Origin of the sequence: Chryseobacterium sp. B21-037 (assembly GCF_028570785.1) — a bacterium.
Classification (GTDB): Bacteria; Bacteroidota; Bacteroidia; order Flavobacteriales; family Weeksellaceae; genus Chryseobacterium; species Chryseobacterium proteolyticum.
The window spans coordinates 4,219,299-4,239,369 of sequence record NZ_JALGCB010000001.1 but is presented as its reverse complement, the minus strand read 5'-3'; the positions used below and the strand labels follow the sequence as shown (position 1 = coordinate 4,239,369).

Below are 20,071 nucleotides of genomic sequence, written 5' to 3'. Positions count from 1 at the left end.
ATAAAAAATATTAATAAAAAATGTCGTCAAAATATGACGGCATTTTTAAATGATTTTGAATTTTGAAGAAATTTCCTTTTTACAGGCAACCTGACGCTAAAGACTGTGGTCCTACATGTCTTAGAATAGTCAGCAAACATTATGGTAAAAGTATATCGTTACAACAAATCCGCAGCCTTTCTGAAACTACACGTGAAGGAAGTAGTTTATTAGGGCTGAGTGATGCTGCTGAGGATTTAGGATTCCGTTCATTAGGAGTTCAGGTGGACTTTAATACTTTTGTTGAAGAAGTTCCTTTTCCATGTATAGTACATTGGAATAAGAATCACTTTGTCGTAGTCTATAAAGTTGATAAAAATAATAAAGTATATATTTCTGATCCAAGTTATGGACTCATCACCTACAATAAAGACGAGTTTATCAAATTATGGATTGGTGAAAATGCCACTGAAAATACAGAGGAAGGAATTGTTCTTATCCTGGAAACAACTCCAGCTTTCTTTCAAACAGAATTTGATGATCAGGAAAGTAAGGCTAGTTTTTCCTTTCTTTCTAAATATTTATTTAAATATAAGTCTTTGGTTATTCAGCTTGCCGTAGGATTACTGGCAGGAAGTTTATTATCCCTTTTATTCCCTTTTCTTACTCAGAGTATCGTAGATGTGGGAATACAAAACCAGGATCTGCATTTTATTTACCTGGTCTTACTTGCACAAATCATGCTTTTTATAGGAAGGATGGGAATTGAAGTTATTCGAAGCTGGATTTTACTTCACCTTTCTGCAAGAATCAACATCTCTATTATTTCGGATTTCTTTATCAAACTTATGAAACTCCCTATCAGTTTCTTTGATACAAGAATGACAGGAGATATTATGCAGAGAATTAATGACCATCATCGAATTGAGCAGCTTCTGACCAATTCATCACTTAACACGTTATTTTCACTTGTTAACCTAATTATCTTCAGTATAGTATTACTTCTTTATGATTACAGACTGTTTATTGTTTACCTCGTGGGAGCTATCTTATATATTGGATGGATCACATTCTTTTTAGGCAAAAGAAAAGAGCTGGATTATAAAAGATTTTCCCAGGTTTCTCAGGAACAAAGTAAAGTTATCGAACTGATCAATGGAATGCAGGAGATAAAAATGCATAATGCAGAGAAACAGAAACGTTGGGATTGGGAATTCCTTCAGGTTAAGCTGTTTAAAATTAGGATCAAATCTCTTTCTCTAGAACAATGGCAATCTGTAGGAGGTAACTTTATTAATCAGATGAAGGATATTCTGGTAAGCTTTCTTTCCGCTAAACTGGTTTTAGATGGAAACCTCACGTTAGGGATGATGCTTTCTGTACAGTATATCATAGGCCAGCTTAACAGTCCCCTTTTACAGCTCATTGATTTTATCAAACAAACCCAGGATGCTAAAATTTCCCTTGAAAGACTAGGAGAAATACATGATAAAGAGGACGAAGAGAATAAAGATGAACAATATGTTTCAGACCTTCCTCAAAAGGATATTGACATAGAAAATCTTTCATTCAGATATATAGGCTCGGATTCTTATGTGTTTGAAAATCTTAATCTGAGTATTCCATATCAAAAAACAACAGCAATTGTGGGAGCCAGTGGAAGCGGTAAAACAACTTTGCTCAAACTGTTAATGAAATTTTATGAACCCAATCAGGGAGATATTAAAATTGGTAACACAAAACTAACAAATGTTTCACCCAGATTCTGGAGGGATCATTGTGGTGTTGTTATGCAAGAAGGCTATATCTTCAATGATACCATTGCTAATAATATCGCGATAGGTGAAGATCATATTGATAAAAAGAAGCTACGGAAAGCAGTAGAAATAGCGAATATAAAAGAGTTTATTGAAGAACTTCCACTAAGCTATAATACCAAAATAGGAAATGAAGGTGTGGGCGTAAGTGGTGGACAAAAGCAAAGGCTCTTCATCGCAAGGGCAGTTTATAAATCCCCGGAATACATTTTCTTTGATGAAGCAACTTCCGCATTGGATGCAAACAATGAAAAAGTAATTATGGAAAATCTTGAACAGTTTTTCAAAGGTAAAACAGCCATTGTCATTGCTCATAGACTCTCCACCGTAAAGCATGCAGATAAGATTATTGTTTTAGATAAAGGAAAGGTAGTGGAAGAAGGAAGCCATACTGAGCTTGTTGCTCTGAAGGGGGAATATTACAGACTCGTAAAAAATCAGCTTGAATTAGGAAATTAATCTGTGTTTTTTATTAACTTCACTATACTAATCCCATAAAATATTAATTATGAACAATTTAAAAAAAATCAAAAGACAAGTTTTAAAAGAAGTAAATGGTGCAGGCCCAATTCCTGCATACCCATGCAATTGTTTTTGCATTATAGGAAATGATAAAGTGTGGAATGCATGCAACAGATATTGCCCGGGAGGAGTAATTCCAGGTGTTGAAATGGGAAATGATCCCAAATGTGATTATAATTTACCCCTATAATTTTTAGCATTATAGAGATTAAAGCAAAATCCTCTATTTGAGGATTTTTATTTTCAATTGTTTATTTTAATATGGAAAAAGAAATTTTAGATAATATAGAGCTTCGTTCGGAAAGTGTTCAGGATATTCTTACAAGACCGCCCCATTGGATGATACGCTGGGGAAACACCATCATATTTATTATCCTTATCCTCATTTTAATTATGAGTTATATAATAAAATATCCTGAGTTTGTGTCAGCTCCTATTGTGGTTACTTCCCAAAACCCACCTGAAAAATTAGAGGCCAGAACAAATTCTAAAATTGAAAAAATTTTTATCAAGGACCATCAGGAGGTTAAGAAAAATGATGTCCTTATGGTTATGCAGTCTGCTGCCAATTATAAAGATGTTCTTGCTCTGAAAAAAATCATCGACTCTCTTTCTCCTACTCACTTAGCTTCCTTTCCTATAAATGAAACGTCTCATTATAAATTAGGAGAGCTTCAGGGAGATTATAACAATTTTGCAAAAGCATTTCAGGATCAGGAATTATTTACAAGACTTCAGCCCTACGCTCCTGAAAATCTTGCTGCTAACCAAAGTATTTCTGAATACAGGGTAAGGATTGCCACGACAAAACAACAAAAGAAACTTGAACAAGCTAAATATGAGCTTACAAAAAAAAGCTATCAAAGATCACAGGAACTTTTTAACCAGGGAGTCATCGCTTCCGTAGAACTTGAAGGGGAAAAAATAAAATACATCCAGGCTCAACAAAATCTGGAAAATATTACCATTTCTTTATCTCAAATGGAAGAAGCAATATCCAACCTTAACAAAACTAAAAGCGGGACTGCTATCAATACGGAAAAGGATAAAATTAATTACTCTTCACAATGCCTGCAATTGTTTGAGCAATTAAGAAAATCGATGAAACAGTGGGAGCAGAACTTCCTTGTTATTTCTTCTACAGATGGTATTGCCAGCTTTCAGCAATTCTTTGGAGAAAACCAATTTGTAAAAACAGGGGATGCGATCTTATCTATATTACCTCGGAATAAAGAGAATTTAGTTGGAAGAATGTATGTCCCTCCTACTAACTCTGGAAAAATTGCTCCCGGAGAAAAGGTTTTGATCAAACTGGATAATTACAGGTTTCAGGAGTATGGTATTGTAGAAGGTAAAGTACAGAATATCTCTCTCTCTGCCGATGAAAAGGGAAATTACTACGTAGATGTTCTACTTCCTAAAGGCTTAAAAACATCATATAACAGAAATCTCACATTTGATAAAGAGCTTAGAGGTAATGCTGATATTGTTACTCAGGATCTAAGACTCATTGAAAGATTTTTCTATCAAATCAGAAAACTATTGGGATATCAAAGCTAATAGAGCCAAATCACAATATATAAAACCCACAACTAATAGTTGTGGGTTTTTATATAATCTTACAATAGTAATCACATATCAATAGTAATGTTTATCACATAATCATATGCACGTCAATTGTGTTATTTAGCCATAACTAGTTCATAAAAACATTTTATATATAAACGCTTACAAAATTCTTTTTATACGGCTTAATTGAGATTTATTCTAAGAAAACTACGGAGATTCGGAACCAAGAATGAGAATAAATATTAATGGGTATCATCTTTTAAAACAAAAAAGGAAAAGTAATAATTTACTTTTCCTTTCTATAGTAGCGAAGACGGGAATTGAACCCGTGACCTCAGGGTTATGAATCCTGCGCTCTAACCAACTGAGCTACCTCGCCTTTTTGGTGGTGCAAATATATAAAATATTTCTAAACCTCCAAAATTATTTTAGCTTAAAAAACTCCAAAACATCGGCAACATGGTCTGGTTTATTGATTATCTTATTGTTAGCATCTAAAATAAAATAAGTCGGAGTTGCATGAATATTATAAGTTTCACTATAACTACTATTCCATCCTCTTAGCTCGGAATCATTAATCCAAGGAAACGCGGTAATTCTTTTATTGTAAGAGTCTTTATCTACATCCAAAGAAAGCCCAATTACCTGAACATTCTTCGCTTTTAAATCATTATATTTCTCCAAAAGTTTTGGCAATTCAGTTTCACAATGAGAGCATGTGGAAGACCAGAAAACAATGATTTTCTTATCTGCTTTTACATCATAAATAGACTTGGCATTTGTATTAACCGGAGCCTGGAATTTATAATTAGGAAAAGTTGCACCAATCTGTACATTGGCATTTGCCTTAAGCGTTGATGCTAACCTGTCTGTAATCGTACATTTGAGATCTTTAGCCTGATCAAGATATTTTTTCTTTAAATCAGCCATTTCATACACATCAAAAATGTCAATCAATTCGGATAATACCGTTTGACCCCGTGGTGTTTCCACCTTTAACCGATCAAGTAATTTATCTACAGAAGCTCCAACATTGCTGTTTCCACCAGAATTAAGATAAGATACCAATACAGGTCTCAACAATGATGATGTCTCAAGCATATCATTAGACTTATCAATAAAATTGATTATTTCTTCCTGTGATACCTTTTTATTAGGGTCATTAGTTAAAAATTTACTATAGTTTGTATTATAGTAATAAATAAACGGATGGTCCGTGGAGTTCACTTCTCCAAGGCCTCCTGATAATCTTGATATTTCTGCTTTCAGAGCTTTTCCAAAATCTGTATTATCTTTATAGTATTCTTTAATCTGTGCTAATGCCGGTAATATAAGCTCTTTTTTCTGAGAACCTTCTTGTTGTTTACTCATTAAACTATTCGACTCATCCTGGTAAATAATATCTTTAATCTTATTACCCTGAGTATCTAATTTAATGTTTACATTCTTATTTTCTGATATGAAATTGAATGTATTATTGGTAGTAGGAAAATACATTTTCATCATACCAACATAGTTCTGCGGATATTTAAAAGTCCATACATTATTCTTACTCTGCTCTTTTGTAAAAATAACATCTTTGGAACCATTTAATGTATATAGAATTGCATCTTGATCTTTAAAATCAGCCGGTGCCTGAACGGTAATTGTGAATTGTGCCTGTAAAGAAAAAGCAGATAAAACTGCTGATAATACAAATATCTTTTTCATAATGTAAAAATAAAAAAACTCTCTGATTAATCAGAGAGTTTTCAATATTTTAATTAAATTTTTATATTTTTTGACCCTTATATTTTCTTGTAAAAAATACAATAAATGCTACTGCGACTATTGATAGTAAATAAATATACATATCAATTGGCACTGAATCTCCACCGGGGCCAGTAGGAGGTCCACCTGGCTCAGGAGGTTGTCCTCCAGGGCCCGTTCCTTGTGCATTCAATACACAAAAAACAAAAATAAAAAGACTATATAATAGTTTATTTAAAGCTTTCATATATTTTATTTTAAGATTTTAGTGTTAACAGTTTCTCCCTTATCTGAAACAATTTTTACTACATAAGAGTTTTTAATAGAATTGTTTAATTCAATTACAAAATCTGCAGAAGTATTTACTGCTTTTTTAGAGATTACCAGTTTACCACTCATATCATAAACTTCAATATCTGCTTTCTTCCAATCCGGATCAAATCTTACAATATAATTTGTAATATCCGGGTTATAAACTACTTTAGTTCTTGATGAAGGCTTCACTGCTGCTCCATCCATTGCAAGATTTCTTGCTGTTGAGGCCTCAGGTGCACCATAATATAAACTGTACTCAGTTCCTTTGGCAGGAATTATATCTCCTTGTTTTGCTTCAGTTACTTCTCCGTTTGGAGCTTTGTAATAGAAACCTGTACCTGAAGATAATTGGTGTGTCCCCTTACTTACCAATTCAGCATTCTCTCTAATTTCAAATTTAAAAGATTTTATATTAGAACTGTAAGTTGCTAACATCACATTTTTTCCTTTAAAATCATTTTCATTGGCTTCATTGATACGTAACCAATACTTTGAAGTATAATCATTATCATAACCTCCAGCCTTATTTTCTTCAAAAGTACCCACAACATCTGCTGTTGATGCAGCATACTGTGTTTTAGCAGCTGCTGAATGTCCAGTAGTTGCATTTGGATAAACCACATAATAAGTTTTACCAATTTCTACACCATTAGCATCAAGAGCAATAATTCCTAATTGCTTTACAGTGCCTTGACTCATGCTACCTGCAGCACTTCTGCTTGCATTAACATTATAATCAGTATTCGCTGCTCTGCTATAATAATTAAACCTCCTAAGATTGCCAAAGTTTAGAACATCCGTATTATTATTGTTATTAAGCTTAATCGTAAAAGTTCCAAATGGTCTGATCATCAAATAATCAACATCCCCTGTTGGAACACCAGCATTAAACGTAACCGATTTATAACCTCCGGTAGTTGTTCCACCTTGATTATTTACAACCCCGGAAACATCAAGTACTACACCATATATATTACTAAGGTTTACTCCGTCACCATTAGCAGCCGGTTCGTTATATGCAATTTTTGATAAGTCAAGGTTGGTTAGGAATGGATTACCAAATTGATACATGTTTCTAGCATAATTACCTGTCCACAATGCTCCACCTGAAGGAATTTCGAATGGGTCATATGCATAGGTATTGTATTTTTCTCTAAATGAATTTAGATTATTTCCACCTGCCCCAAAGTTGATTCCAGCTCCAGCATTTTGTAATGTAACACTAGTTCCAATAACTCCTGTTGCAATATCACTCACAGGTCGCCCTTTTACGGTACGTGTAATAGAACTAACATCTAAGCCGGCTCCACCTAATGCCCAATAAGAATAGGTAGGTGCTGCATCACCAAACTTGTAAATACCATTGATCGGTGATAAATGAACAAACTGTACCGTATTGTTATTCCAATACAGGATATCATTCTTTGATTTTCTTACTGTGGTGAATGTTTTACCAAATTCAGCATTTAAAGTAGCTGGAGTTTTAAAATAGAACGGCATCCCAATTTGTTGATAATCACCCTGACGAACTTGTCTGAATTCCTGATCTACAATTCCAGTAATGTTTGCTTGTGGAATACCTGTGATGAATAATTGTCCGTAAGTATAAACGGGAGTAGCAGTAGAGCTATTGGTATTAACAGATGCATAAGCCGTAGGCTCATTAAGTTTGTTAATAAAATTACCTCCGCCGTTTGCTTCTGTCTTATCAGCATTTGACGCATCAATCGTCTTGACAAGATCAGTTGCTGTACCAGAAACCATAAAGTTTCCATGGTTTTCTATAGTACCATTAGCTTTCATTTGTAAACCTCCCCCGCTATAAACTAGGGTACCTTTACTTACATACATATTAGCATTAGCGTCTACGTGACATAATATCTGCGCCTGAACAGAATAACTAATTGCTAAAAGACCTATAGCAAATAAACTTTTTCTCATTGTATAAATTATTTGTGTGTGTTATAATACAATCTCACCCGCAAAGGTATGATTTTTTTCATAATAAAAAAATTATTTTTATTTATTAACAATAATATTATCTTCAGTTAATACTATTTTCTTTTCCTCACCTATTGCAAACATGTAGTCTTCCAAGACTTTTTCGGTAGTTCCTCTAAGTCCTCTGGCTCCCAATCCTTTATCAAGGGTTTCCTCCACGATCTTTTCAATAGCACCATCCGTAAATACCAATTCTGTGCCATCCATTTTAAAAAGCTCAATAAACTGATTGACGATTGAATTTTTGGGCTCTTTCATGATACGTACCATCGTTTCTTTTGTTAATTTTTCGAGGTATGTAATGATTGGAAATCTTCCCAAAAGTTCGGGAATTAATCCGAAAGAACGAAGATCTATTGCATTAATATTTGTTAATACATATTCATCCTCATCTACATTATTTATCTTTTCAGCACTGAAACCTATTGCCTGTTTGTTCATTCTTCTCTCGATAATTTCCTTTATACCATCAAAAGCACCACCAGCAATAAATAGTATGTTTTGGGTATTAACCTGGATATATTTCTGATCCGGATGTTTTCTTCCTCCTTGTGGTGGAACATTTACAATACTTCCCTCAAGCAATTTTAAAAGCCCCTGCTGAACACCTTCCCCAGAAACATCTCTGGTAATACTTGGATTATCAGATTTTCTGGCAATCTTGTCTATTTCGTCAATAAATACAATTCCTTTTTCAGCTTTTTCCACATCATAATCTGCAACCATAAGAAGTCTTGAAAGAATACTTTCAACGTCTTCTCCTACATATCCGGCCTCGGTTAAAATCGTAGCATCTACTATACAAAAAGGAACATTAAGTTCTCTTGCTATAGTCTTGGCCAGCAAAGTTTTTCCGGTTCCTGTTTCACCGATCATGATAATATTGGACTTTTCAAGCTCTACTTCTCTATTTTCATCCTGTGCATGAAGCAATCTTTTATAATGATTGTATACAGCAATCGAAAGCTGTTTTTTTGCCTGATCCTGTCCGATCACATATTGGTTAAGGAACTCTTTAATCTCCTTTGGCTTTTTTAGCGTATCTATATTTTCCGCAGGTGAAAATTCAGTTTTAGTAGCACTGTCTTTTACTATCGCATGAGCTTGTTCTATACAGTTTTCACAGATAAAGCCATTCTGACCAGAAATAAGCATCTGCACTTCATTTCTTTTTCTGCCACAAAAAGAACATTGGTTTGAATTCATACTATTTATATAAATATATGTTAAAGAAAATCGTAAAAAATTTCTTTTTTACGATTTCTTGATTTTTTAAGAATTAATAATTGATTTTTGAATTTCGGTATACTCTTCATCCGTTAATTTCAGTCTCTCATTTTTAAAATTCATATCTTCCACTGTATTGAGTGGTATTAAATGAATATGTGCATGAGGAACTTCCAGGCCTACCACTGCAATCCCTACTCTAATACAAGGAATTGCTTTTTTAATCTGCTTGGCAACCTTTTGTGAAAATCCCCAAAGGTTTTTATACTCCTCGCTTTCCAGATCAAAGATCAGATCCACTTCTTTTTTAGGGACTATTAATGTATGTCCTTTAACTAAAGGCATTGCATCTAAAAACGCAACAAAATTTTCATCCTCTGCTATTTTGTAGGAAGGAATTTCGCCATTAATGATTTTTGTGAATATAGTACTCATATGCATCAAAAAATTTACTTCAGAGAATTATACATGTATAAATTTATCCTTACAGGGTAATTTCAAGTACTTCAAAAGATAATTTATTTCCGTTCGGCAAAACAATCTCTGCGGTCTCTCCCACAACTTTACCTAGCAAACCTTTTGCAATAGGTGTATTTACAGAGATCTTGCCGCTTTTAAGGTCGCTCTCATTATCAGGAACTAAAGTAAATATCTGTTGTTGTTGCGTTGCATTATTTTTTAGTTTCACAGTTGTTAAAATGGAAACTTTTGAAGTATCTAGCTGACTTTCATCTATTATTTTAGACCCTGAAATAACATCTTTCAGTTTAGAAATTCTCATTTCAAGCATCCCCTGAGCTTCTTTTGCCGCATCATATTCTGCATTTTCAGACAAATCACCTTTGTCTCTAGCTTCTGCAATCTGTTGAGTAATTTTAGGTCTTTCTACAGTTTCCAACTGCTCAAGCTCAGCTTTCATTTTATCTAACCCCTCCTTTGTAACATAGCTTGCCATAATTTTCAAAATTTAGTTTTAGTATAAAAAAATAATCCGACATTTGCCGGACAATGTTTTCGTGTTGTAATCGTTTAATTTTTACAAATATATAAAAATTTAAATTGAAATGAAAAAAACTTTTTCAATCTTATTCTTTTCCACTTTACTGATAATCAGCAATATATCTGTTAATTCTTGCGGAAGTCGAGAAGACACGGTAAGCTGCTTTCCCAATACTCCAATTAACGTAACCTTGAACCTTAATTTAGCTGCATATAATAATTTGAACTATGTAGGTGGATGGATCTATGTGGATGAGCAACAATCAGGAACACGGGGTTTAATTATTGTCCGTAGATCAGATAATCAGTTTATGGTATTTGATAGAAATGCACCTCATATATGCCCTGATAATGATACTACACTTGAAGTAAAAGACAATATTAGTATCATTTGTCCAAAGGATAACGCTAAATGGATTTTACTTACCGGCCAACCTTCGTCAGGAACGAATGTACCTCCGAAAACTTATCCTTACAATTATAATCCCAATACCAGAGTATTAAATGTTTATTATTAATTTATGAAAGTTGTAATACAGAGAGTTTCAGAAGCTCATGTAAAAGTAGAAGAGAAAATCGTCGGCGAGATCAATAGGGGCTTTATGCTACTCATTGGAATTGATGAAAATGATGAGAAAGCAGATGCAGATTGGCTCGTACAAAAAATATTGAACCTTAGAGTTTTTGCTGATGAAGATGATAAGCTCAATCTTTCATTAAAAGATATTTCAGGAGAAATCCTTTGTATCAGCCAGTTTACGTTGATAGCTGATTATAAAAAGGGAAATCGTCCATCCTTTATTAAGGCAGCAAAACCCGATAAAGCAATTCCCCTTTTTGATTATTTCAAAGAAGAAATTGCAAAATCAGGACTAAAAACAGAATCCGGAATTTTTGGTGCAGACATGAAGGTTTCTTTAGTTAATGATGGTCCTGTCACTATTGTAATGGATAGCCAAACAAAAATGTAAGACACTTTATATCAATACATTAAATTATATTTAATCCAAATAAAAAGGTCCTTCAAAATTTGAAAGACCTTTTCCTAATAAACTTTTATAAAAACTAATTCGCAGGTATACTGCTGAAATTCAATGCTACTTTTAAGTTCATATCTGAACTTGTCTGATTTTTCAGTTCATAAACTGTTCTTACTGTAAGTCCGTTGCTCTTTACGACCTCATCCAAAATCCATTATTATTAAGATCGAGGTTTAAGCTGGAACTATTTGAAGAGATGTTGGATCTTGATGCAACAAGTCTTTCACCCGTACCATTTGAAGAAATATAAACTTTAATGTTTTTAAAAGCACTTAAGTTGCCACCAGAAGGAGAAACCACAGAGATTTTTGCATCTGCCAATCTCACATCTTTTATTTTAGCATTATTATTCCCACCAAACCAAGTCTGTACATTAGAAGCAGTAGCCGTAGAAGACACCTCTTTATCAGCAGGCACTCCTGTGGATACTAATACATTAGCCGTATAAGGAAACGTATTCTGAACCAATGACTGTACTGTTCCACAACTAACAAGGGCAACAGAAGCTGCCACTGCAGTTAAAAATATATTTTTCATAATAATAAATCTTAATACAAAAATTATCTTGCAGAAACTATACCAAAGAATTATTATTCGACGCTTACTGAAAAACTTCCTTTTGTGTTTCCGGAAGCCATGTTACTTTTGCCTATAATTAACCATACTTCACCTTTGCCCGCCATCTGATAAAAAATATCTCTTCCAAAAGGACCATCGTATTCTCCATTTGGCAATTTTATCTGATTGAAACGAATATTAAAATCTTTTTCTTTTGTAGAAATGGATGCCTTGATATCACTTTTATTATAATTTGTGATTTTGAGAATCAGCTCCTGTCCTTCTTTGTAAATTGCTCTCCTACTGTAAATGGAAGCTGTGAGGCATCGGCAGTTCTTATTATTTGCCCATCTTTCTCACTTCTCATCACACCTTTTTTTAAGACATGTTTGGTGACGGGAGAATTATTAATGATAGAATCTTTTTTTCTTATAGCAGCTGAATCTACTGAATGTTCTGGACCCGGCTGTTCTGAAATCATGATCGAATCTTTGTTGGCTGTTTCGTTTACATTTGGTTCTTTTTTACAAGAAACAATAATCAATGGGATCAGCAATAAGGACTTTTTCATAATAGTTATTCTTTTAGTGTTTCATAGTAAAGCACTTCTGACAAGAAAGAAAATGATTTCTTTTGTTTTACTTTACTTATAATTTGTTTTTTTAGTATAATATCTTTTTTTTCGGCAGCAAACTTCAGTAAACTTTTCTCACTAAAGTTGATTTCTGTGAAGTGATAACCTGCATTAAAATCACTGCGCTTCATATTGTGAGAAGTAATTAATCCTCCCCAATTGATATAACTACAAGCCAAAATTGTTCCATAAAAATACCATGTCATTGTATTAAACAGAAAAGCATTTCTTTTTCTGTATTGAATTTTAATATACGTCATTGTCAAACCAATCAATGAAAGAGTCAGGAAAGCATATACTCCAAGCCTTTTATATGTAAAACCATAATTGATAATGTATTCGGAGTTCTTTATCATCGTGGAAATAATCAGTGCCGCATTTAAAAAAATCCAGATCTTAGCCAGGTTTTTCATAAGCCCGGCTTTCGGATCAAAATTAAATCCGGATTTAAAATAAAACATAATCACCAGAATAGACATAATAATAGACATGATCACAGCATTTACTCTTTGGTGGGTTTCTTCTGAAAGCTGGCCGGGAGTTTTTGAATCTTCGTAGAATAGTTCGTAATTATAAGTGATGATAAAAAAGATCAATAATACATTTAATGCTAAAAACGAGATTATGCCGCTCATCCTTTCTGCATCAATATCAAGAAAAGAATATGTTGATTGTACGATTCGATCTTTCGTGTGAAAAGTATCATCTAAAAAATGATTTTGTTTATAAATGATTTTTTCTACAGCATAATTCCAATAATTGAAAGCGATAAACATCCCCAATACTGTTATGCAGAACAGTTGCCAAATATCAATATCTATTTTGATATCCGTAAACAAGCTGGCGAAATGATCACTTCCTACAGAGTAAATTCCAAAAAAAACAGCAACTAATACCAATGGAATCAGGATAAAGGCAAATATTTTCTGTCCTAACCCCGAAATATTTTTTTGGGGAAGCCAACTATCAAAATTAAAAAATCGACATAAAAAAGTAAAGCAGTTCACTATAAAAACAGGAATCAAGAAGAGAATTTTTAGTCTTTTATTTCCTGATCTGTAAGATAAAAGCAGAAGTGAACTTACAACCGCCACAAAAGAAGCAAAATCTCCATACCAGGCAAAAGCTACTGAAGAAAAAATACTTGTGAAAAAAAGCATGAAAAATACTTTTGTTTTGTTTGACTTTGGTGTTTTGTACCATGTTAGTAACGCATAAGCAATACCTAACAGTCCAAGATTTAAACCTACATTTTCGTTATAAAAAAGAATAATAAATAAGACGGTTGTAAGGAGTATATAGTGATGTGTTTTCATGATATTTAATAATAAGTTATTGTATTTTTTTGCTGAATAAAATCTTTCAGATTTTCAAAATTTTGCCATAGCAAAGCTTCAAAATCCCAATGATGAAAGGACCTCATATTTTGACCTTTCCGAAATGCCTGCAGGTACATTTTTGAATATTCCGGTAAAATCAAAGTTCCTAATATGATTGCTGCCAGAAGATGGGCATTAAGTTTTCCATTTCCCAACAGCAGATATTGCATGGCAATTTCATCTTCGAAATTAGTTCCGCAACCTGTAATCAAATGATGAACATCGTGATTTTCCATTTTAGGAATCATGGTAAATCCATGACGCTTATAAAATTCCCCCAGTTTACGGCCTAAGGTATCTTCATTGAAACTAAGCAGTTGTTTTTCGTTGAACTGCCATTGTCTTTTCTTTTTCTTAAAATATCTTCTGTAAAACTTTTGAGTTTTATCATATACAAAAAGTAAAAACTGAACACGTAATTTTTTCATAGTTGATTATTTAATTAAGATTAACTCCAATAACAGTATAAAGACAGGCGATAGGGATATTGATTAATAATATTCCGATTGATTGTAAACAAGCATGAAGCTTGGCATGATATATCGACCCATAAATTAAAAGTCCGGCGATGACCAATAAATTCAAGATAGATCCAAAAATGAGCAATAAGAAGCCTCCTATCGCAAATACATCAATTCTGCTGACAAGGTATCCGAACAGGCATATATTCCCAAGCAAAAATGAAAGCCAGAAAACATATTTTCCTATATTCACAATTTCTTTATTATCCATATTATTTTAAGCTTTTGTTAAGGTAAAAACAGTAATTTCCGGACGAACCATAAACCGAACTTGATAAGAATGTCCGATTGCCCGGTTGATGTAAAGCATTCTGCCATCCTGCAAATCAATTTCTCCGGAAACATATTTCTTATTTTTAACAGGGAGTATGGGAGTGATCAAACCGGGAATCCGGCATTGTCCGCCATGGGTATGCCCGCTTAGGATCCATCCCTGATATCCGTTCCATACATCTTTATCACAAACATCAGGATTGTGGCAAAGAACCAGATTCGCTTTAGACTGATCTAAATCTTTCATAACCTTCAAGGGATCAAAATTGGGTGAGCACAGATCCTCAAATCCAATAAAGTTGATTCCATACCGGTTATTTTGCTCATTATTTAGCATTTCAATTCCGTAGCTATTTAAAATCCGACAAATACTCCTGGAGAGCTCAATGTCTTTCCACCCTGGTCCATAATCGTGATTTCCCAAAATTCCAAATGTTCCAAGGTTTCCATATACGGCTTCTTCCATTACTATTTTTAAATCGTTTTGTTCTTCCAGTGTTCCGTGATTTACAAAATCACCGGTGTACACTACAAAATCCGGATTAAATTTTTTAGCCTTATGGAAAGATTCAATAAGAAAATTCCAGTCAAATCGGTTACCTACATGCAAATCGGAAATCTGCATCAAAATTTTACCTTCAAGGTTCACCGGTAAATTTCTAATGGGAAGCTTACGTTCAACAAACTCCACCCAAAAAGGCTCTACCTGCCATGAGTATAGAGCAGGAAAGGATCCTACTACAGCGAGCTGAAAGAGCTTTTTTAAAAATGTTTTTCTTGTCATGTACTATTTTCACATATTGAATTAAAACAAAGAACTTTGAATTACAAAGTTAATTGATAAAAAAATATAGTTTTATCTGCCTATTAATTTTTCAAGAGCATCTAAATGATCAGAAAAAGCCTGTCTTCCACTCTGTGTAACCCTATAAGAGGTTTTAGGTTTTTTCCCAACAAATTCCTTCTTTATTTCTATGTATCCAGCCTTTTCCAAAGCGTTACTATGACTGGCCAAGTTACCATCAGTAATCTCCAATAATCCTTTCATTTCCGAGAAATCAACCCAATCGTTAACCATAAGAACAGACATAATGCCTAATCTTACCCGACTTTCAAATTCTTTGTTGAGCTGATTTATTTTAATCATAATCTTTGGTGGTAGGTATAGTATACAGTATTACTTTTTTAGAGCTGCAAATTTAAATCATTATTTATATTTTTTATGCATGATGAGGCCATACACTATATGTAAAAAACCAAATCCCAGCGTCCATGCTACTAATCCCCATCCTAGAAAGAAAAGGGAAACCAACCCTAGTATAATCTGGCAATAGCCCAGATATTTGACATCAGTTAAAGTATATCTCTCAGCATTCACCAGTGCTAAACCGTAAAAAATTAATGTCGCTGGGGCAATCAATGGAAAAAGGTGATGATATAAAAGACCAAGACATACCACGCCTCCTGTTATTAATGGAACAGAAAACGTTAATAGCAGACGTTTTGTCGTAGCATCCCATATTTTCAATCCTTGCTTTCTGCTTTTATTCGCTGTAAAAAAGTATCCGCTCAGTACCGCAACAAATAAGATCAAAGTTCCTATAATCACTAATTCTCTCACTAAAGAAGGATTGTAGATATTTCGATCACCATCAAAATAATCGATTCCTTCTCTCTGAAAAACAAAATACACATACACTGCACCTGCAATGGCAGCAAGTCCGGCAAAAACACCAGACAATCCACTCAATGAAATAAATCTGGAAGATCGTTCCATCATAGACCGGATGTGGGATAGATCTTCGTGGTAGTTTTTTGAATCCATATAAAGAACTTTGAAATACAAAGTTAAATATTTTTCTGAAACTTAAAAATATTTCGAAGATTATTTAAATAAAAAAACCGCTGATTATTTCAACGGTTTTTTTATTTATGAAGTAAGCCTTTACTTAACTCTTAATTTTTCTTTAATAGACTCAATATTTTTCTTTGCAGATTCTTCCAGGATGAGACTAGCACTCATATGAATCCTTTCCGGCATTAATTCATTGAAGTGTTCTGTTCCTTCCCATGATACCTTTTTAATAAGCGCAAGAGCATCACTGCTTCTGGAAGCTAATATCTGTAGAAATTTATCCAGTTTAGCATCCATTTCTTCGATATTTTCTGAAACAGAATGATAAACATTATGTTGTTCAGCCCATTCAGCAGATCTGAAATCGGCATCAATCGCCATTGCAGAGAATTGTGATTTTCCTATTTTCCTTTCAACATACGGGCCTATTACAAAAGGACCAATACCTAAATTAATTTCAGTCAAAGCCAAGGCAGAATCCTTTGTTGCAAAACAATAATCAGCTCCACAGGCAATACCTACTCCTCCACCTGTCGTTTTTCCCTGAACTCTTACCACAACTATTTTACCACAATTTCTCATCGCATTCAGTACCTTAGCAAATCCTCCAAAAAACCTTGTAGATGCATCTAATTCTTCAATAGCAAGAAGTTCATCAAAACTGGCACCGGCACAAAAAGCTTTTTCACCACTGCTTTTTACAAGAATAGCTTTTACTTCATCTTTTGCACCTTCATCTAAGATCGTTTGTGCTAATTTTTCCAGAATCGCTCCAGGAAGTGAGTTACTTTTAGGGGTCCCAAAGGTGATTTCTGCGATATTGTTTTTAAGTTCTGAGACTACAAATTCGTTCATTTTAATTTAAATTGGATTCTTACAAAAATACGAATTACAGCCTGTTAACGAAAATTTAACCACAACAAATTGACCTGCAAAATAGTGATCAGCATGTCATTCTATTTTAAGCCTATTACGTAGAAATACGGATGCATCAATTTGGTACTTTCTACTCTACTTTCGGGTCCCATTATTATTGTTCCTTTGAGATACTAAATATGCTGCTTTTTTCCTGCTACAGTGCCAGCTCTTAAAAAGCACAGAAATTAAAAAAGGAGTAAATGAAAAAGATATCTCTAAGTTCCCTGCAAGAGCATATCTAATTAAAATTCCTTTGGGATCAAATAAGATCATAAAGAAATAGCTTACGACGATAAAAACTAATAACCGTGAAAATAATATCATAAGCTATCATTGTACCGTGAAAGATTCTACTGCACAAATGGAAAATCCCTTGAGCTATTCAAGGGATTTGTTTTTTAATGCAAGTATATATTTATCAATATAGCTTTGCTTTTCTTTTAGTTTATATTGCTGTATATATCTGGGATGTTCAAGAATGGTCATTTTTTCAAAGAGATTTGCTTCTTTATTCAGTTTTGAGATAAAATCTGCATTCTTCTTTCCTAAAACAAATACTTCTGAAGTATCAAGATTTAAACTGATATGCTTTTTTAAGGATTCAATCATAAAATCTTTAACATCAGAAAATAGCTCCTTATCATCATAGTAATTGGCATTAAGCCAGCCATTTCCGGATCGTTTTACGATTGCTAAGGGAAAAGGAGAGTTTATATAAAAATCTTTGTAAAATTCAGTGGCTCCTCCATACTGTTCGATCATATCATACATGAAAACAGATGAAACCTCATGCGTACGTGCAGATTGCATTGCTATCCCACAAACACTTTCAAGTCGTTTTGTATCTGTAAATGGTACTCCAGTTACACCAGCTCCATGTCTGCTGGGATTAATTCCTACCATAAACTTTCTTTGTATGGAATCATTATAATACTTTTTATAAAACTGTTCCATAACAGCCATCGTTTCCGGATTGTCAAAATATGGATTCAACACCTCAAAATTATGTGGCAGCTTACCGTTATAATTAAGGTTTCTATTAAAGTCAATAACTTTATCAGCAAAACTAGCTCCCATCATTAGCAATCTTCTTCATCCTCCTGCTCTTCGGAAAGGGCCAGTTCAATGTCAATAAACTGAATATATAACCCGCATACCTGATTATCTTCGTCGTAAGCAAAGTATACAGGATAAGCGCCATCACCGAACCCACTGGCAAACATCGGAATTTGATAAGATGTACCTGGTATTGTCCAATTGATCCAATCCCCTAACTCCCTCTGGTTTTTGGGGTTGTTTTTATAACTCTGAGCAAAGATATCGGCAAAATAATCATCGTAAATGTTACCCACATTTTTTTGGGTAAGGAACTTATCGAAATAAGGCAATACCTCCGCATCAGTAATACAAGCAAGACCAGCGTCTACAGAAAATCCAAAATATTCTCCTTCTCCCACTCCTTCCAGTTCTTCATGTCCTATTAAAGCCTCACGATAAATTACAGGCCTTTTATCCGTAAATGAAACTTTTACCGCTGCATAGCGATTCCCCCAATCTTCAGATTTTACTACTGCTATTTGTACCGGAAAATTTCCTTTCGGAGAGTTAATAAAGTAAGGTTTTTCTGCTGCATTCAAATAGACCAAAGGATCTCTTACTATTACTTTTCCAGAAGGCATAGAAACATTTCCAACATGTATTACTTCCATTTTTTTTCCGAAAATCTCGTCTGAAGTAAAATAAGCTTCTAAATCTGTAGGACAAACCAGAAGGTCTTTCATTTCATCCCATTTTTGTAGCCAGCTTTCATTCATGATATTATTTTTTATCAATTCATTTAAAAATTAAAATTACTATTTATTTAATCCGGATCAAATGAAGACGGACTTTGAAAAACAAAAATATATACAAAATACTATTACCTACTGATTTTCAATTATTTTAATTATTTTAGTCATCGAACTTATCGTGCTGAAAATACGATATAAAAACTATTTACCCATGATCGGAATTCTTGCTGAACTTATTATTTCAGGGCTCTTGCTATGGTATATCGATAAAAAAACACTTTTTGTTTTAGGATTTAAACCCACCAGAAATAGAATTATGAACTGGACAACAGGCTTCCTGTTAGCAGCATTGGTGTGCTTACTTTATCATGTAATGAATAAGACTTTCAGCGATAACAGCTGGATATTAAATAAACATATGACCTTACAGACAATATTCACCAGCGTCTGGTGGACTTTAAGATCAGTCATATTTGAGGAACTCATTTTTAGGGGAGCATTACTTTACTTAGCCATTGAAAAATTGGGAATTAAGATCGCCTGTTATCTTTCTGCCATTTGCTTTGGTGTCTACCATTTGTTTTCTTATAATGCATTTGGAAACCCTATTCAAATGGTGATTATTTTTTTTATGACCGGAATATTTGGATTGATGCTTGCATTTGCATTTGCAAAAACAAAATCACTTTATCTTCCTTTTGGACTTCACCTGGGATGGAATATCTTTAATATTGTTATTTTCTCAAACGGACCTCTGGGACAACAGGTTTTGATTAAAGCCAATGAGCATAAGCCTGAAGGTCTCATCTCACTTTTTATATTTCTATTTCAAATCTTTGCACTTCCCATTTTGGTTTACTGGTATCTGAGATATCTAAAAAAACAAGACATCAGTACCCAAAAAAAGGAAGCTTTATAAAGCTTC

The 20,071-nt window shown here is 33.7% G+C and carries 24 protein-coding genes and 1 tRNA gene; 6 read left to right on the top strand and 19 right to left on the bottom strand.

Translation table 11 applies throughout. The features are described from left to right. Positions 1-62: 62 nt before the first annotated feature. From MTQ00_RS18975 to MTQ00_RS18965, 3 genes are all read left to right on the top strand, one after another. A complete protein-coding gene (locus MTQ00_RS18975) occupies positions 63-2,255 on the top strand; it encodes a peptidase domain-containing ABC transporter (protein WP_273650643.1) in 2,193 nt (730 codons plus the stop codon). Between the two features lie 49 nt (positions 2,256-2,304). Continuing rightward, the gene (locus tag MTQ00_RS18970) at positions 2,305-2,508 is read left to right on the top strand and encodes a hypothetical protein (RefSeq protein WP_172284243.1); all 204 of its coding nucleotides are present in this window, start codon (positions 2,305-2,307) and stop codon (positions 2,506-2,508) included. Positions 2,509-2,579: 71 nt separating this feature from the next. Further along, positions 2,580-3,878: an HlyD family secretion protein gene (locus tag MTQ00_RS18965; protein ID WP_172284246.1), complete on the top strand. Its 1,299-nt coding sequence runs from the start codon at positions 2,580-2,582 to the stop codon at positions 3,876-3,878. A gap of 314 nt (positions 3,879-4,192) precedes the next feature. Here the strand turns inward: MTQ00_RS18965 and MTQ00_RS18960 are convergent. From MTQ00_RS18960 to greA, 7 genes are all read right to left on the bottom strand, one after another. After that, a tRNA-Met gene (locus MTQ00_RS18960) sits at positions 4,193-4,266 on the bottom strand. A 44-nt stretch (positions 4,267-4,310) separates the two neighbouring features. Then, positions 4,311-5,597 (bottom strand): TlpA family protein disulfide reductase, encoded by a 1,287-nt coding sequence (locus tag MTQ00_RS18955; RefSeq protein WP_273650642.1) that lies wholly within the window; start codon positions 5,595-5,597, stop codon positions 4,311-4,313. Positions 5,598-5,658: 61 nt separating this feature from the next. Then, entirely contained in the window at positions 5,659-5,883 is a 225-nt protein-coding gene (locus MTQ00_RS18950; protein WP_172284250.1) for a signal peptidase, read from the bottom strand. Positions 5,884-5,888: 5 nt separating this feature from the next. Beyond that, positions 5,889-7,892: a T9SS type A sorting domain-containing protein gene (locus MTQ00_RS18945; RefSeq protein WP_172284252.1), complete on the bottom strand. Its 2,004-nt coding sequence runs from the start codon at positions 7,890-7,892 to the stop codon at positions 5,889-5,891. A 78-nt stretch (positions 7,893-7,970) separates the two neighbouring features. Further along, the gene (gene clpX / locus MTQ00_RS18940; protein WP_172284253.1) at positions 7,971-9,158 is read right to left on the bottom strand and encodes an ATP-dependent Clp protease ATP-binding subunit ClpX; all 1,188 of its coding nucleotides are present in this window, start codon (positions 9,156-9,158) and stop codon (positions 7,971-7,973) included. A gap of 66 nt (positions 9,159-9,224) precedes the next feature. Then, complete coding sequence (locus tag MTQ00_RS18935) at positions 9,225-9,614, bottom strand: HIT family protein (protein ID WP_172284255.1); 390 nt, start codon at positions 9,612-9,614, stop codon at positions 9,225-9,227. A gap of 49 nt (positions 9,615-9,663) precedes the next feature. Continuing rightward, the gene (gene greA / locus MTQ00_RS18930; protein WP_172284257.1) at positions 9,664-10,134 is read right to left on the bottom strand and encodes a transcription elongation factor GreA; all 471 of its coding nucleotides are present in this window, start codon (positions 10,132-10,134) and stop codon (positions 9,664-9,666) included. A gap of 109 nt (positions 10,135-10,243) precedes the next feature. Between greA and MTQ00_RS18925 the strand changes: the two genes are divergently transcribed. Further along, positions 10,244-10,696, top strand: coding sequence for a hypothetical protein (locus MTQ00_RS18925; RefSeq protein WP_172284259.1), 453 nt, complete (start codon positions 10,244-10,246; stop codon positions 10,694-10,696). A gap of 3 nt (positions 10,697-10,699) precedes the next feature. Then, the gene (gene dtd / locus MTQ00_RS18920) at positions 10,700-11,149 is read left to right on the top strand and encodes a D-aminoacyl-tRNA deacylase (RefSeq protein WP_273650641.1); all 450 of its coding nucleotides are present in this window, start codon (positions 10,700-10,702) and stop codon (positions 11,147-11,149) included. Between the two features lie 201 nt (positions 11,150-11,350). Here the strand turns inward: dtd and MTQ00_RS18915 are convergent, their stop codons facing one another. From MTQ00_RS18915 to MTQ00_RS18860, 12 genes are all read right to left on the bottom strand, one after another. Next, on the bottom strand, positions 11,351-11,755 hold the full coding sequence (locus tag MTQ00_RS18915; RefSeq protein WP_273650640.1) for a hypothetical protein: 405 nt from the start codon (positions 11,753-11,755) through the stop codon (positions 11,351-11,353). 53 nt (positions 11,756-11,808) lie between these two features. Beyond that, the gene (locus MTQ00_RS18910; RefSeq protein ID WP_273650639.1) at positions 11,809-11,952 is read right to left on the bottom strand and encodes a hypothetical protein; all 144 of its coding nucleotides are present in this window, start codon (positions 11,950-11,952) and stop codon (positions 11,809-11,811) included. A 92-nt stretch (positions 11,953-12,044) separates the two neighbouring features. Further along, positions 12,045-12,347 carry a hypothetical protein gene (locus tag MTQ00_RS18905; RefSeq protein ID WP_273650638.1) on the bottom strand — a complete coding sequence of 101 codons (303 nt, stop codon included), beginning with the start codon at positions 12,345-12,347 and terminating at the stop codon, positions 12,045-12,047. A 5-nt stretch (positions 12,348-12,352) separates the two neighbouring features. Next, on the bottom strand, positions 12,353-13,726 hold the full coding sequence (locus tag MTQ00_RS18900; RefSeq protein WP_273650637.1) for a DUF4153 domain-containing protein: 1,374 nt from the start codon (positions 13,724-13,726) through the stop codon (positions 12,353-12,355). A gap of 5 nt (positions 13,727-13,731) precedes the next feature. Beyond that, the gene (locus MTQ00_RS18895) at positions 13,732-14,217 is read right to left on the bottom strand and encodes a Coq4 family protein (RefSeq protein ID WP_172284268.1); all 486 of its coding nucleotides are present in this window, start codon (positions 14,215-14,217) and stop codon (positions 13,732-13,734) included. Positions 14,218-14,227: 10 nt separating this feature from the next. Beyond that, complete coding sequence (locus MTQ00_RS18890; RefSeq protein WP_273650636.1) at positions 14,228-14,521, bottom strand: hypothetical protein; 294 nt, start codon at positions 14,519-14,521, stop codon at positions 14,228-14,230. Positions 14,522-14,527: 6 nt separating this feature from the next. Beyond that, positions 14,528-15,367, bottom strand: a complete 840-nt coding sequence (locus tag MTQ00_RS18885) for a metallophosphoesterase (RefSeq protein ID WP_273650635.1) — start codon at positions 15,365-15,367, stop codon at positions 14,528-14,530. A gap of 72 nt (positions 15,368-15,439) precedes the next feature. Beyond that, positions 15,440-15,730 carry a winged helix-turn-helix domain-containing protein gene (locus MTQ00_RS18880; RefSeq protein ID WP_273650634.1) on the bottom strand — a complete coding sequence of 97 codons (291 nt, stop codon included), beginning with the start codon at positions 15,728-15,730 and terminating at the stop codon, positions 15,440-15,442. A 60-nt stretch (positions 15,731-15,790) separates the two neighbouring features. Further along, positions 15,791-16,408, bottom strand: a complete 618-nt coding sequence (locus MTQ00_RS18875; RefSeq protein WP_273650633.1) for a hypothetical protein — start codon at positions 16,406-16,408, stop codon at positions 15,791-15,793. Between the two features lie 120 nt (positions 16,409-16,528). Beyond that, positions 16,529-17,293, bottom strand: coding sequence for an enoyl-CoA hydratase/isomerase family protein (locus MTQ00_RS18870; protein WP_172284276.1), 765 nt, complete (start codon positions 17,291-17,293; stop codon positions 16,529-16,531). A gap of 441 nt (positions 17,294-17,734) precedes the next feature. Then, on the bottom strand, positions 17,735-18,433 hold the full coding sequence (locus tag MTQ00_RS18865; RefSeq protein ID WP_172284662.1) for an SMUG2 DNA glycosylase family protein: 699 nt from the start codon (positions 18,431-18,433) through the stop codon (positions 17,735-17,737). A gap of 2 nt (positions 18,434-18,435) precedes the next feature. Beyond that, complete coding sequence (locus MTQ00_RS18860) at positions 18,436-19,170, bottom strand: DUF4241 domain-containing protein (RefSeq protein WP_273650632.1); 735 nt, start codon at positions 19,168-19,170, stop codon at positions 18,436-18,438. A 187-nt stretch (positions 19,171-19,357) separates the two neighbouring features. On the opposite strand from MTQ00_RS18860, the gene MTQ00_RS18855 reads away from it, so the two are divergent. After that, positions 19,358-20,065 (top strand): CPBP family intramembrane glutamic endopeptidase, encoded by a 708-nt coding sequence (locus MTQ00_RS18855; protein ID WP_273650631.1) that lies wholly within the window; start codon positions 19,358-19,360, stop codon positions 20,063-20,065. The last annotated feature ends 6 nt before the right edge of the window (positions 20,066-20,071 follow it).

Bases quoted from the DNA above. Each gene is read 5' to 3' on its own strand.
- MTQ00_RS18970 (WP_172284243.1), top strand. From the start codon at position 2,305: ATGAACAATTTAAAAAAAATCAAAAGACAAGTTTTAAAAGAAGTAAAT.
- MTQ00_RS18965 (WP_172284246.1), top strand. From the start codon at position 2,580: ATGGAAAAAGAAATTTTAGATAATATAGAGCTTCGTTCGGAAAGTGTT.
- MTQ00_RS18955 (WP_273650642.1), bottom strand. From the start codon at position 5,597: ATGAAAAAGATATTTGTATTATCAGCAGTTTTATCTGCTTTTTCTTTA.
- MTQ00_RS18950 (WP_172284250.1), bottom strand. From the start codon at position 5,883: ATGAAAGCTTTAAATAAACTATTATATAGTCTTTTTATTTTTGTTTTT.
- MTQ00_RS18945 (WP_172284252.1), bottom strand. From the start codon at position 7,892: ATGAGAAAAAGTTTATTTGCTATAGGTCTTTTAGCAATTAGTTATTCT.
- clpX (WP_172284253.1), bottom strand. From the start codon at position 9,158: ATGAATTCAAACCAATGTTCTTTTTGTGGCAGAAAAAGAAATGAAGTG.
- MTQ00_RS18935 (WP_172284255.1), bottom strand. From the start codon at position 9,614: ATGAGTACTATATTCACAAAAATCATTAATGGCGAAATTCCTTCCTAC.
- greA (WP_172284257.1), bottom strand. From the start codon at position 10,134: ATGGCAAGCTATGTTACAAAGGAGGGGTTAGATAAAATGAAAGCTGAG.
- MTQ00_RS18925 (WP_172284259.1), top strand. From the start codon at position 10,244: ATGAAAAAAACTTTTTCAATCTTATTCTTTTCCACTTTACTGATAATC.
- dtd (WP_273650641.1), top strand. From the start codon at position 10,700: ATGAAAGTTGTAATACAGAGAGTTTCAGAAGCTCATGTAAAAGTAGAA.
- MTQ00_RS18915 (WP_273650640.1), bottom strand. From the start codon at position 11,755: ATGAAAAATATATTTTTAACTGCAGTGGCAGCTTCTGTTGCCCTTGTT.
- MTQ00_RS18905 (WP_273650638.1), bottom strand. From the start codon at position 12,347: ATGAAAAAGTCCTTATTGCTGATCCCATTGATTATTGTTTCTTGTAAA.
- MTQ00_RS18900 (WP_273650637.1), bottom strand. From the start codon at position 13,726: ATGAAAACACATCACTATATACTCCTTACAACCGTCTTATTTATTATT.
- MTQ00_RS18895 (WP_172284268.1), bottom strand. From the start codon at position 14,217: ATGAAAAAATTACGTGTTCAGTTTTTACTTTTTGTATATGATAAAACT.
- MTQ00_RS18890 (WP_273650636.1), bottom strand. From the start codon at position 14,521: ATGGATAATAAAGAAATTGTGAATATAGGAAAATATGTTTTCTGGCTT.
- MTQ00_RS18885 (WP_273650635.1), bottom strand. From the start codon at position 15,367: ATGACAAGAAAAACATTTTTAAAAAAGCTCTTTCAGCTCGCTGTAGTA.
- MTQ00_RS18880 (WP_273650634.1), bottom strand. From the start codon at position 15,730: ATGATTAAAATAAATCAGCTCAACAAAGAATTTGAAAGTCGGGTAAGA.
- MTQ00_RS18875 (WP_273650633.1), bottom strand. From the start codon at position 16,408: ATGGATTCAAAAAACTACCACGAAGATCTATCCCACATCCGGTCTATG.
- MTQ00_RS18870 (WP_172284276.1), bottom strand. From the start codon at position 17,293: ATGAACGAATTTGTAGTCTCAGAACTTAAAAACAATATCGCAGAAATC.
- MTQ00_RS18865 (WP_172284662.1), bottom strand. From the start codon at position 18,433: ATGGGAGCTAGTTTTGCTGATAAAGTTATTGACTTTAATAGAAACCTT.
- MTQ00_RS18860 (WP_273650632.1), bottom strand. From the start codon at position 19,170: ATGAATGAAAGCTGGCTACAAAAATGGGATGAAATGAAAGACCTTCTG.
- MTQ00_RS18855 (WP_273650631.1), top strand. From the start codon at position 19,358: ATGATCGGAATTCTTGCTGAACTTATTATTTCAGGGCTCTTGCTATGG.